Origin of the sequence: Bradyrhizobium sp. (assembly GCF_049798375.1) — a bacterium.
In the GTDB taxonomy this organism is placed as follows: domain Bacteria; phylum Pseudomonadota; class Alphaproteobacteria; order Rhizobiales; family Xanthobacteraceae; genus Bradyrhizobium.
In genome coordinates this window covers 1-12,161 of record NZ_JBARGP010000388.1, presented here as the reverse complement: position 1 = coordinate 12,161, position 12,161 = coordinate 1, and the positions used below count along the sequence as shown (strand labels likewise).

Annotated in this window: 14 protein-coding genes; 7 read left to right on the top strand and 7 right to left on the bottom strand. The window is 63.6% G+C overall.

Features of this window, described 5'->3' with window-relative positions; genetic code table 11:
- The 3 genes from WA702_RS16650 to WA702_RS16640 form a co-directional block, all read left to right on the top strand.
- The coding region (locus WA702_RS16650) for a S4 domain-containing protein (protein ID WP_425111639.1) at positions 1-282 on the top strand (282 nt) is incomplete at its 5' end.
- Positions 283-469: 187 nt separating this feature from the next.
- Positions 470-1,021, top strand: coding sequence for a hypothetical protein (locus WA702_RS16645; RefSeq protein ID WP_425111638.1), 552 nt, complete (start codon positions 470-472; stop codon positions 1,019-1,021).
- Positions 1,022-1,148: 127 nt separating this feature from the next.
- Positions 1,149-2,216: a threonine aldolase family protein gene (locus tag WA702_RS16640; protein ID WP_425111637.1), complete on the top strand. Its 1,068-nt coding sequence runs from the start codon at positions 1,149-1,151 to the stop codon at positions 2,214-2,216.
- A gap of 10 nt (positions 2,217-2,226) precedes the next feature.
- Here WA702_RS16640 and WA702_RS16635 read toward each other — a convergent pair whose 3' ends face one another.
- Genes WA702_RS16635 through grxD form a run of 3 tightly spaced genes read right to left on the bottom strand, consistent with a single transcriptional unit; the run spans position 2,227 to position 4,412 of the window.
- A complete protein-coding gene (locus WA702_RS16635) occupies positions 2,227-3,480 on the bottom strand; it encodes a serine hydrolase domain-containing protein (RefSeq protein WP_425111635.1) in 1,254 nt (417 codons plus the stop codon).
- Between the two features lie 42 nt (positions 3,481-3,522).
- Positions 3,523-4,077 carry an O-acetyl-ADP-ribose deacetylase gene (locus WA702_RS16630; RefSeq protein WP_425111640.1) on the bottom strand — a complete coding sequence of 185 codons (555 nt, stop codon included), beginning with the start codon at positions 4,075-4,077 and terminating at the stop codon, positions 3,523-3,525.
- Positions 4,074-4,412: a Grx4 family monothiol glutaredoxin gene (gene grxD / locus WA702_RS16625; RefSeq protein WP_425111634.1), complete on the bottom strand. Its 339-nt coding sequence runs from the start codon at positions 4,410-4,412 to the stop codon at positions 4,074-4,076. Before grxD ends, WA702_RS16630 begins: the two co-directional genes overlap by 4 nt.
- A 264-nt stretch (positions 4,413-4,676) precedes the next feature.
- On the opposite strand from grxD, the gene egtB reads away from it, so the two are divergent.
- Positions 4,677-5,927 carry an ergothioneine biosynthesis protein EgtB gene (gene egtB, locus WA702_RS16620; protein WP_425111633.1) on the top strand — a complete coding sequence of 417 codons (1,251 nt, stop codon included), beginning with the start codon at positions 4,677-4,679 and terminating at the stop codon, positions 5,925-5,927.
- A gap of 63 nt (positions 5,928-5,990) precedes the next feature.
- Positions 5,991-6,962 carry an L-histidine N(alpha)-methyltransferase gene (egtD, locus tag WA702_RS16615; RefSeq protein WP_425111632.1) on the top strand — a complete coding sequence of 324 codons (972 nt, stop codon included), beginning with the start codon at positions 5,991-5,993 and terminating at the stop codon, positions 6,960-6,962.
- Here the strand turns inward: egtD and WA702_RS16610 are convergent.
- Both WA702_RS16610 and WA702_RS16605 read right to left on the bottom strand, forming a co-directional pair.
- A complete protein-coding gene (locus tag WA702_RS16610; protein WP_425111631.1) occupies positions 6,938-8,143 on the bottom strand; it encodes a low temperature requirement protein A in 1,206 nt (401 codons plus the stop codon). The genes egtD and WA702_RS16610 overlap by 25 nt on opposite strands.
- Before the next feature lie 33 nt (positions 8,144-8,176).
- The gene (locus WA702_RS16605; RefSeq protein ID WP_425111630.1) at positions 8,177-8,413 is read right to left on the bottom strand and encodes a BolA/IbaG family iron-sulfur metabolism protein; all 237 of its coding nucleotides are present in this window, start codon (positions 8,411-8,413) and stop codon (positions 8,177-8,179) included.
- A 254-nt stretch (positions 8,414-8,667) separates the two neighbouring features.
- Here WA702_RS16605 and WA702_RS16600 point away from each other — a divergent pair, with 254 nt between their 5' ends.
- Positions 8,668-9,027 (top strand): DUF427 domain-containing protein, encoded by a 360-nt coding sequence (locus tag WA702_RS16600; RefSeq protein WP_425111629.1) that lies wholly within the window; start codon positions 8,668-8,670, stop codon positions 9,025-9,027.
- Positions 9,028-9,093: 66 nt separating this feature from the next.
- Here the strand turns inward: WA702_RS16600 and WA702_RS16595 are convergent, their stop codons facing one another.
- Positions 9,094-9,267, bottom strand: a complete 174-nt coding sequence (locus tag WA702_RS16595; protein ID WP_425111628.1) for a DUF1328 domain-containing protein — start codon at positions 9,265-9,267, stop codon at positions 9,094-9,096.
- 208 nt (positions 9,268-9,475) lie between these two features.
- Between WA702_RS16595 and WA702_RS16590 the strand changes: the two genes are divergently transcribed.
- Complete coding sequence (locus WA702_RS16590; RefSeq protein ID WP_425111627.1) at positions 9,476-10,672, top strand: acyltransferase family protein; 1,197 nt, start codon at positions 9,476-9,478, stop codon at positions 10,670-10,672.
- A 227-nt stretch (positions 10,673-10,899) separates the two neighbouring features.
- On the opposite strand, the gene WA702_RS16585 is transcribed toward WA702_RS16590, so the two are convergent.
- Positions 10,900-12,161: AIR synthase-related protein (locus WA702_RS16585; RefSeq protein ID WP_425111626.1), on the bottom strand; the 1,262-nt coding region annotated here is incomplete at its 5' end.

Here is a 12,161-nt window from a genome sequence, read left to right as displayed (position 1 = left end):
CGCCAGTTCATCAATCACGGCCACATCAAGGTCAACGGCCGCAAGGTCAACATCGCGAGCTATCAGCTCAAGATCGGCGACCTGATCGAGGTCAAGGAAGCCTCGAAGCAGCTCGCGATCGTGCTCGAGGCGAGCCAGCTCGCCGAGCGCGACGTGCCCGACTACATCGATGCCGACCACTCCAAGATGACCGCGAAGTTCGTCCGCGTCCCCGGCCTGTCGGACGTGCCGTTCGCGGTGCAGATGGAGCCGCATCTGATCGTCGAATTCTACTCGCGCTGATCTCGATCGGCCGCTCGCACGACCTTATCTGATAATCCGAAAGGCCCCGGCGCGCCCGGGGCCTTTTTTATGAGATCGGGCGTGCGAATCCCGAATGCAACAGTTCCCGTTAATCGACGGGCCCCCGCTGACAGTCCCCTCGTCCCGTGATTCAATATTTGCGTTGGGTAAGTATGGGGCGTTCGCCATGGAGTTTAACAGGCGCAGTATCGTCTTCGGCGTGATCGCAAGTCACGCGATCACCGCACTCCCGTTGCCGCCGCTGCGCACACCGCCGCTGCGTGGACGTCTCTCCGGGATCCGCTATCGCTTCAACGACGGCCTGTTTCCCTCGACGGTCTTCGACATCCTCGAACGTTCGCAATGGCACGTTCAGACCGACGACACCGCCCTCGTCATTCGCCATATCGAGACCGGGCTGACCTTCACCGGCGCCAATCTCGCCTACGATCCGGACGCGCTGGAGCTGCTGCACTGCTTCGATGACGAGCGCGAAACGACCAGCGAATGGCACACCATGCTGGTCGGCTGGGCCGCGCTGAACCTTGCCTGGAACGTACGCCGGCAGCGGCCGCCGGGCATCACCGGCGCGTTCTATCTCTCGCCGTCGCGGCAAAGTCCGCTGCAACCCTGGGTGTTCGATTACGCGGAGGCGCCGCCGCTGGTCGCAGAGCCATTCACACCCGCCGCCCGCTCCCGGCGTCCCGATATCTGGCTGCATCCACCGCTCGCAGCATGAGCGCTCACAACATCTTCAAAACGCGATGAATGCGATCGCGTTTTGCTCGCACCGCCGGATTTGAGTAAGGTCTTCGTCGTCTGCGGTCGCGCAACAACGATCGCAAGATTTCGAACGAGGACTGCCGATGTTCTACACCCCTCCCCCGCGCGATCCCAAGGCGCCGCCGCTCCGCATCAATCTGTTGTCGGATACCCAGACCAAGCCGACCCATGAGATGCGTGAAGCGATGGCGCGCGCCGAGGTCGGCGACGAGCAGACTGGCGACGATCCGACCGTCAACCTGCTGTGCGCCCGCGTGGCGGAACTGCTGGGCAAAGAGGCCGCGGTGTTCATGCCGTCCGGCACCATGTGCAACGTCGCCGCTACGCTGGTGCATTGCCGTCGGGGTGACGAGCTTCTCGCCCATGAGACCGCCCACATCGTCTCGCGCGAGGGCGGCGCGCATGCTGCGCTCGGCGGCTTCCAGATCACGCAGCTCAAAGGCGACGACGGGCAGTTCACGCCGGAGACGTTCCGCGCCGCGCTGCATCCGCGCTCACGCTACCAGCCGACGCAGACGCTGGTCAGCGTCGAGCAGACCGCCAATATCGGCGGCGGCACCATCTGGAAGAAGGCCGCACTCGACGAGATCGTGAAAATCGCCAAGGCGAACGGCCTGGTCACGCATATGGACGGCGCGCGACTGCTCAATGCGACGGTCGCGACAGGTATCCCGGCGCACCAGATGACCGCCGGCTGGGACTCCGCCTGGATCGATTTCTCGAAGGGGCTTGGCGCGCCGATCGGCGGCGCGCTTGCAGGGACCGCAGCCTTCATCGACGAGGTCTGGCGCTGGAAGCAGCGGCTCGGCGGCTCGATGCGGCAGGCCGGCGTGGTCGCGGCCGCCTGCGTCTACGCGCTCGATCATCATGTCGACCGGCTGGCGGACGATCACGCCAATGCGCGGGCGCTGGCGCGCGGGCTGGCGCAGATCGACGGCATCGTGGTGCAGGAGCCCGAGACCAATCTGGTGTTCTTCAAGCCCGATGGCGCCGGCGTCCCCGGCGACAAGATGGTTGCGGAATTGCGCAAGCGCGGCGTGTCGCTGGCGATGATGGATGGCCGCATCCGCGCCTGCACCCATCTCGACGTCACGGCCGCGATGGTCGAGGAGATGATCGGCCATGTCCGGGAGATCGTGCGCGCGGCGTAGTGCCTGCCGCTCAGGGTGCGAGCGCTTCGTAAACCAGGCGCCGCACCTCGATCTCGTTCCGGCCCAACGGGGCCTGAACCATCATGATCACAAACAAATCGTCTTGCGGATCGACAAGAAAGAACGTGCCGCCGGCGCCGCTCCAGCGATATTCGCCGGTCGCAAATGGCGGCGTGGCCTCTGTCCGAACCGCGACGCCCAGCCCGAAGCCGGTTCTCGGTCCGGGAAAATAGAGATTGTCGTGGGCGATCGCAGGATTCAAATGATCGCGTGTCATCAGCGCGACCGTCTCGGAATTCAGGTAGCGGCGCCCGTCCAGGGTGCCGCCGTTGAGCAGCATCTGCAAAAAGCGGCCATAATCGCCGATGGTGCCGATCATGCCGGCGCCGCCGGATTGCCATTTCCGCCGCTGGATCGGATCATCGAGACCGGCAACCGGCCGGTCGAAAAAACGGTACTGCGGCAACGGCTCGGCGACACGGCCGCGCTGACTCGGATCGGCAAGACCGAATGTGGTCTCGTTCATGCCGAGCGGATCCAGCAGCCGCTGCTTCTCGAACTGATACAGCGACTGGCCCGAGATCACCTCGATGACGCGGCCGAGCACATCGAATGAATGGCCATAGTCCCATTTGGTGCCGGGCTGCTCCGCCAGTGGCAGTCTGGCCAGGCGATCCACGAAGGTCGCGTTATCGATCTCACCGTCGAACAGGTTCGAGGCGGCATAGAGCTTTCGCACCGCGGTGTCGCCATAGAAGCCATAGGTAATGCCTGAGGTATGGCGCAGCAGGTCTTCGATCGTGATGGGACGCGCCAGAGGCTCTACGCCCTGCATGGTCTTGCCGTCCAGCGTCGTCACCGCGACCTTCACATCGGCAAAGGCCGGAATGTATTTGGCGAGCGGATCGTCCAGCTTGAGCTTGCCGTCATCGACCAGCATCATCACCGCGGCCGCGGTGATCGGCTTCGACATCGAATAGATCCGGAAGATCGTATCCGACGTCATCGGCGCGTTACTGGCGGTGTCGCGCACGCCGTAGCTCTGCAACAGCACCGGCTTGCCGTGCTGCTGGACCAACACCACGGCACCGGCAAAGTGGTCGGCCGCGATCTCGTTGCGGACGTAGTCGCCGATCTTCTCGACCCGCAGCGGATCGAGTTGCCGGCCAGACAGCGCCAGGGATCCGTCGGCATGCGCACCCGCAACGTTAACTGCAATGAATGCAAAAAAGATCAGACACCGAAAAGCCAGCCGTTCGACCATGGATGCTCCGCCTGCCGTCCACCGTGACTCTACCAGCACAGCCTAACGCGCGCGATCAGCGATTGCATTGCTCAACGCCTCATCATGCAGGCGGGCGCTCTCCTCGGAGAAACAGCAGAACACGATGCGCTCGAGCGACGTCTCGCCCTGGATCGCCGCGAGCGTCGCGTCGATGGCGATGCGGGCGGCGCGGTCGGCCGGAAAGCGATAGATGCCGGTCGAAATGGCAGGAAACGCGACGGATGCGAATGCATGCTGATGGCAGAGCGCGATCGAGCGGCGATAGCAGGAGGCCAGCAACTCAGGCTCGCCGCGATCTCCGCCCTGCCAGACCGGGCCGACGGTGTGGATCACATGGGCTGCCGGCAGCCGATAGCCTTTGGTGATCTTGGCGTCGCCGGTCTTGCAACCATGGAGCATCCGGCACTCCATGACCAGCTCCGGCCCCGCGGCGCGATGGATCGCACCGTCGACCCCGCCGCCGCCAAGCAGCGAGGTATTGGCCGCGTTGACGATGGCGTCAACGCACAGCGTGGTGATGTCAGCGACAATGACCTCGAAGCGGGTCGCGCCGATGGTCCGGATGGGCGAGCTCAGGCCGACGCGGCGGTGCCGGCCGGGACGCCCTTGTCGGCAAACAGCTGCTGCAGTTCGCCGCTCTGGAACATCTCGCGGATGATGTCGCAACCGCCGACGAACTCGCCCTTGACGTAGAGCTGGGGAATGGTCGGCCAGTTCGAATAGGTCTTGATGCCGTTGCGGAGCTCGGAGGACTCCAGCACGTTCAAGCCCTTATAGCCGATGCCAACGTGGTCGAGGATCTGCACGACCTGGCCGGAAAAGCCGCACTGCGGGAATTGCGGCGTGCCCTTCATGAACAGCACCACGTCGTTCGACTTCACTTCGTTGTCAATGAATTGCTCGATGCTCATTTTCTGGTTTCCCTGGGGCGCTCAATCGGCGTCACTGTTGTCATATGTAGCGCAAACCGTTGGTCTGCCAAAGTAAAATGCGGGGGAGCTGGCATGCAAGGACGGCCGGATTGACCCAGAGCCCCCCTTGGGACCGTAGCCTGACGATAACAATATAATAGCGGACGGGAGGGTTTTATCCTGGAGCCCACCCCCTATTTAGGACGGACTCGCCGGGAACTTGTTCCCACGAACAACGTTTTCTCCTTCCAAACGGAGACTCTTGTGACCAGTCCAGCCTCCGCCGTGGCTCCCGCGCCGCTTGCTGACCCCTCACTTTTTTCCGGGTCCGGCACCCCCGCCCAGAATCTCATCGATTCCTATCTCGCCGTCCGGGGCGAGACCGAGCGCCGGGCCGCGCCGTTGAGCGCGGAGGATCAGGTCATCCAGTCGATGCCGGATGCCAGCCCCGCGAAGTGGCACCGGGCTCATACCACCTGGTTCTTTGAGCAATTTCTCCTCGGCAACCACTGCCCGGATTACCGGCCCTTCCATCCCGATTACGCCTTCCTGTTCAATTCCTATTACGTCAGCGCCGGACCGCGGCACACGCGTGGCGAACGCGGCCTGATCACACGGCCCGGCGTCGAGGACGTCACCGCCTATCGGCGTCATGTCGACGCCGCGATGGTCAAGCTGTTGCGCGAGGCCGACGCGGCAACGCTCGACAAGGTCGCGCCGCTGGTCGAGATCGGCCTCAACCACGAGCAGCAGCATCAGGAATTGATGCTAACCGACATCCTGCACGCTTTTGGACAGAACCCGATCGCGCCGGCCTATGACCCGGCCTGGCGCTTCCCCGACGCTGTCAGCGGCGACGATTGGGTCACCCTGCCCGAAGGCATTCACAGCATCGGCCACGGCGATGCCAGCTTCCATTTCGACAATGAGAAGCCCGCGCACCGCGCGCTGGTCGGCCCGGTCAAGCTCGCCCGCAATCTCGTCACCAATGCCGAGTGGCGCGCCTTCATGGATGACGGCGGCTACAGGACTGCGACGCTATGGCTGATGGACGGCCATGCGGCCGTCACCAAGGAAGGCTGGCAAGCGCCCGGGCATTGGTACAACGTCGAGGGCGAGTGGCGGATCATGACGCTCGGCGGCCTCAAGCCGGTCGATCCGAACGCGCCGGTCTGCCACGTCAGCTATTACGAGGCGGACGCCTTCGCGCGCTGGAGCGGCAAGCACCTGCCGACCGAGATGGAGTGGGAGGTCGCCGCCCGCAGCCGCCAGCTCAACGACGCCTTCGGCGTCGTCTGGCAGTGGACCCGCAGCGCCTATTCGCCCTACCCCGGCTATCGCGCCATCGAAGGCGCGCTCGGCGAGTACAACGGCAAGTTCATGGTCAATCAATTGGTGCTGCGCGGCTCCTCGCTGGTAACGCCGGAGGGACACAGCCGTATCACCTATCGCAACTTCTTCTATCCGCATCACCGTTGGCAATTCACGGGGTTGCGTCTCGCCGACTACGTCTGACGTGTTCTGCCCGTTTTCGACTTCCGACCAAGGCGCGCCGGACAGCGCGTTCAGGAGAGTATCATGAATGTGCACGCGCCTGCTTTGGCCAATGCTCACCTTCCCGATGAGCAGACGTCAGCTTTTGCAAGGGACGTCATCGCCGGTCTTTCGCAGCAGCCCAAGCGGCTGTCGCCGAAATATTTCTACGATGCCACCGGCTCCGAACTGTTCGAGCAGATCACGCGGCTGCCGGAATATTATCCGACCCGCACCGAGCTCGGCATCTTGCAGGATTGCGGTCTCGAGATCGCGGCCACCATTCCGGAAGGCGCGGCGCTGATCGAATTCGGTGCCGGCGCGACCACCAAGGTACGGCTGCTGCTGAAGAGCTGCGCCTTCGGAAGCTACGTGCCTGTCGATATCTCCGGCGATTTCCTCAACGGGCAGGCGGACGTCCTGCGCAAGGATTTCCCCGAGCTCGCCGTGCATCCCGTCGTGGCCGATTTCACCACGCCGTTCGCATTGCCCGACGCCATCAAGGACATGCCGAAGGTCGGCTTCTTTCCCGGCTCGACGATCGGCAATTTCGAGCCGCACGAGGCCTGCGGCTTCCTGCGTTCGGCGCGCGGGATCCTTGGCCCAGGCGCGCTGATGATCGTCGGCGCCGACCTGGAAAAGGACGAGCGAATGCTGCAGGACGCCTATAATGATGCGGCCGGCGTCACCGCGCGCTTCAACCTCAATCTCCTGGTGCGCATCAACCGCGAGCTCGGCGGCAATTTCGATGTCTCCGCCTTCGTCCATCGGGCGATCTACAACCGCGAGCAGCACCGCATCGAGATGCATCTGGTGAGCCGGAAATCGCAGAGCGCGCGCCTCTTGGGAACAACCTTCGCCTTCCGTACCGGCGAAAGCATCCACACCGAATGCTCCTACAAATACAGCGTCGAGCGCTTCGGCGCGCTGGCGCGCGGCTCGGGCTGGAAGGTGCTGAAGACCTGGACCGATGCAGAAAACCTGTTCTCGGTTCACGCGCTGGTGGCGGAGGCGTGAGCCTCCTCCGCCTTGGCGCGGAGCGAGATCGATTCCCAGATCGCGACGACGACCAGCACCGCGGTCGTCAGGCCCGACAGGATTAGCGGCGATAGCGCGGTCGCGAACCAGCCAAGCCCGAGCAGCGCCACGATGCCGGCGCCGTGCGACAGCTGCAGGAAACCGCGGATATTCAGCTTGAACAGGACGGTGCCGATCAGGAAGACGAGCGGCCCGCCGATCGCGGTCAGCGCGGTCGCAAGCTCGGTGTGTCCCGACGGATGCTTCAGCACGATCTCGTCGGCGACGGCCGACAGGATGATGCCGGCCACGATCGGCATGTGCAGATAGGTATAGGCCGAGCGGGCGACGCGGCCCGAATCCTCCGCCTTCGAGATCAGCTCCGAGCCGGCCTCGGCACCGCGGTTGAAATAGATCCCCCACATCGCAACACTGCCGACAAAGGCCGCCACGAAAGCCGCCATGTTCTCGCCGGTCCAATCGAGGTCGGCGAAGGTGGCGCCTGAAACCACGATGGATTCGCCGAGCGCGATAATGATGAAGCCGGCGCAGCGCTCGGCCATGTGTCCGCCCTCGACGAACCAGTCCTGCACCGTCGAGGCACCGAAGCCGGGCGTCCAGAACCGCGCGATCGGCGAGACATATTCGATCGCCAGCGCGACGCTCCAGAGCTCAAGCCGCCCTTGTCCCTCGGCCAATCCGCCAAAAATCCAGAACACGGCTGATGCGCTGAGCCAGGCCAGGATGCGGATCGCGTTGAAACGTGCCGCCGTGCGGGCGCGCGGCGTCGCCAGCAGCCAGAACGCGGTGCGGCCGACCTGCATCGCGGCATAGGCCAGCGCGAACCAGAGCCCCCGCGCCTCGAAGGCCTGCGGGATGGACATCGACAGCACGAGACCGCCGAGCATCAGAAGCAAGAGCAGGATGCGGACTGGACTCTTATCCGGATTGAGCCAGTTGGTGACCCAGGTGGTGTAGACCCATACCCACCAGACGGCGAGAAACAGCAGCGTCGTCTGCAACGCACCGAGTTCAGTCAGACGTCCGAGCTGGAAATGCGAGATCTGCGTGACCGCGTAGACAAAGACGAGGTCGAAGAACAATTCGGCGTTGGTGACGCGGCTATGCTGGTTCGGCAGCAGGACGCGAAATAGCGCGCCGCGGGGATGATCGGCCGCCATCGCTTACCCCTTCACCGGGTCGAGCCGTTCCGCTCAGGGCTCCGGTACCCCGGTCTGCAGCGCCAGCGCATGCAACACGCCGCCCATCTGCCCCTGCAGCGACTGGTAGACGATCTGGTGCTGCTGCACGCGCGACTTGCCGCGGAACGATTCGGCGATCACTGTCGCCGCGTAATGGTCACCGTCGCCGGCAAGATCGCGGATCGTGACGTCGGCGTCAGGGATCGCGGTCTTGATCATCGACTCGATATCGCGGGCGTCCATCGGCATCCCAGTCTGTCTCCTTCTTGGCCAGTTAGCTTTGAACGCTCGGCCGGCGGTCGTGTACCGGCTCGGCTGTGCCGGCATTTTTCGACCGCTTTGCCGCCTCGAATCAAGGTCCTCGCGCGACCGTGATGGTCAAACTTAGCGCGGAAGGGTTCCGCGGTCACGTGCCCCGCGACTATATACCCTTGCCCGCTCTCACGGAGACGAGGCAACTGTGCGGAATAAATTCAAAAACAGACCCAAAGGGCTTTGAAATCATGAAACTTCCAGGGCCGGACCATCCCATTGCGATTACCGCCAACCCGAAGCGCATCCGCGTGCTGGCCGACGGCGTCGTGATCGCAGACACGCAGAAGGCGCTCACGCTCAAGGAAGCGAGCTACCCTGCCGTTCAGTATCTGCCTCGCGAAGATGCCCACATGGAGCTGCTTCAGCGCACGGACCGGGTGACCCATTGCCCCTACAAGGGCGACGCGAGCTATTTCAGCATCAACGCCAACGGCAAGACGCTCGATAATGCGATCTGGACCTATGAGACGCCATTCCCGGCGATGGCCGAGATCTCGGGTTACCTTGCCTTCTATCCGGACAAGGTCAAGATCGAGGAAGTCGCCTGAGCTTACGCGCGTCATTCCGGGGCGCGCGTCAGCACGACCCGGAATGAACGACGATGAGACCTGCCGCTACACCCTGAATATCGTGAGCCCCAGGATCAGGAGCACCAGGAAGATCACGAGGAAGATGTAGAACAGGATCCGGGCCACGTCGGCGGAAGCCGCCGAGATGCCGGTGAATCCCAGGATGCCGGCAACGATCGAGATCACGAAGAACAACAACGCCCATTTCAACAGTGTCACGGTCCACTCCTCCAGACTGTTGCGCCGCAAAGGCGCCGTCGACCTCACTAACCCCAGGCTTTGGAACCGGTTCCAGATTTGCACGACGCCGCGAACCGCGCCCTGCATGAACGCATTTCAGCTGCAATGCGAATGAAGTAGCTTATCGCGACCGCGCTGTTATGCAGCGCGCATGGCAATATCTCGAAACGATCTGGGCGGGGGCTCGATGGTTATCTCGGTTACACAATCGGCCGCTGCCGCCAACGTCGAGATAGCGACGGCGCCGCGAACCCGATCGCGCAATGCGGCGCTGGATCATGCGCGAACGCTGCTGACGCTCGTGGTGATCCTGCACCATTCAGTGATCCCCTATACCTATTTCGGCCACACCGATCCGACCTCGTTCATCGGCTTCGACGGCATCGTGCTCGCCACCGACAGCTTCTTCATGGCGATGTTCTTCTTCCTGTCGGGCCTGTTCGTCTGGCCCGGCCTCGCACATAAGGCGCCGCACATCTTCTTTCGCGACCGCCTGGTGCGACTTGGGCTGCCCTTTGCCATCGCCGCACTCACCATCATTCCGCTCGCCTATTACGCGATCGAGCTGCGTGCGAATCCGGAAACGACCTTTGCCGCGTTCTGGTGGAAGACAATCACCGTAGGTCCCTGGCCGAGCGGGCCGGTCTGGTTTCTCTGGGTGCTGCTCGCCTTCGACCTCAGTGCGTGCCTCGCGTTCCAGATCTCGCCGACCCTGCTCGACCCGCTGAACCGGCTCTCGCTGCGCGGCCATGACAAGCCGCTGAACTTCTTCTACGCGCTGATTGCAGTGACGGCGATCGTGTACATCCCGCTTCGGCTTTCTTTTGGTCCCAACGTCTGGTTCGAGTTGGGACCGTTCTCGGTCCAGATCAACCGGGTGTTGCTCTACGCGGCATATTTCTACTTCGGCGCCGGCATCGGCGCCGCCAATTTCGAACGCGGCGTGCTCGGCGCGGACGGCCAGCTCTCACAGAAGGGCATGGGCGCCTGGATCGTGGCCATGATCGTGCCCTACACGCTGCTATGGGTGCTGATTGCGATCAAGCGGGAGGTGCTCGGCAACGAGCCGACCCAGCCCGCCTGGTATGAAGCGACTTATGGCCTGTTCTTCGTGATGTTCAGCGCCGCGACCATGTTTGCGATCCTGGCCTATTTCCTCAATAACCGGCGCTCGGAATTCTCGGTGCTCGACCGTATGCAGGCCGACGCCTACGGCATCTTCCTGGTGCACTATCCGGTGGTGCTGTGGATCCAGTACTGGCTGTTCGATCTCAATGTGCCCCCGATCGCGAAGGCCACCTTCGCCTTTATCGGCACCACGCTGATCAGCTGGGGCATCACCTGGGCCTTGCGGCAAGTGCCGGGCGCGAAGAGCGTGTTGTAGATCAGACGTCTTGTCGTTATTGCGAGCGAAGCGAAGCAATCCAGCGTCATGAACATGATTCTGGATTGCTTCGTCGCCTTCGGCTCCTCGCAATGACGGAAGCAATGGTCCCGTAGGCCGGGTAAGCGAAGCGATCCCGGGATTCGTCAGCGCCAGTCGTCCCGAGATCGCTTCGCTCACCCGGGCTGCATGGGCCGCGACGTCCTGAGGGACGGAGAGAGTATGCTTTACGCAGCGCCGCCCATATAGGCCGGCAGCCAGCTCTCGAACTGCGTCTTCAGCGCGGCGACCTCGATCGACGCTTCGCCGGCGATGGCGATCGCATCGCCGCCGGTGGTGCCGATCCGGGTGCACGGCACGCCGCAGCCGCGCATCTTGGCCAGCACCCGCCCCGCCTCGCTCTCCGGCACCGTGACGAGATAGCGCGCCTGGTCCTCGCCGAACCAATAGGCATGCGGCACCGTCGCGGCCGGCGCAGCGAGCAGCCGCGCGCCGATGCCGGATGCCATCGCCATCTCGGCGAGCGCGACCAGGAGGCCGCCATCGGAGAGATCGTGCGCCGCTGTCGCGGTGCCCGCATGGATCATGCCGCGCACGACGTTGCCGTTGCGCTTCTCGGTTTCCAGATCGACCGGCGGCGGAGCGCCCTCCTCGCGGCCGCAGATCTCGCGCAGATAGACCGACTGGCCGAGCCAGCCATGGGTCTCGCCGATCAACAGAATGGCGTCGCCCTCGGCCTTGAAGGCCACGCTCGCCGATTTGCTGAAATCATCGAGCAGGCCAACGCCGCCGATCGAGGGCGTCGGCAGGATCGCGCGCCCGTTGGTCTCGTTGTAGAGCGAGACGTTGCCGGACACGACCGGGAAGTCGAGCGCACGGCAGGCTTCCGAGATGCCCTTCAGGCAGCCGACGAACTGGCCCATGATCTCAGGCCGCTCCGGATTGCCGAAATTGAGATTGTCGGTGATGGCGAGCGGCCGGCCGCCGACCGCGGTGATGTTACGCCAGGCCTCCGCGACGGCCTGCTTGCCGCCTTCAAACGGATCGGCCTCGCAATAGCGCGGCGTGACGTCGACGGTCAGCGCCAAGCCCTTCGGCCCGTCCTGCACGCGCACCACGGCGGCATCGCCACCCGGCCGCTGCACGGTATTGCCGAGGATGACATGGTCGTACTGCTCCCAGACCCAGCGCTTGGAGCAGAGCTCCGGCGTTGCGATCAGCTTCTCCAGCGCCGGAATGATCGCGAGCGGCGGCTCGATCTCGCGGGCATGGATCACCGGCAGCGCTGACCATGCGACATGCGGCCGATCATAGAGCGGCGCCTCGTCGCCGAGCTCCTTGATCGGCAGATCGGCCATCACGTCGCCGCCATGCTTGACGACAAAACGCTTGCTCGGCGTGGTGTAGCCGACCACCGCAAAGTCGAGGCCCCATTTGCGGAAGATCGCCTCGGCTTCCTTTTCCTTCTCGGGCTTGAGCACCATGAGCA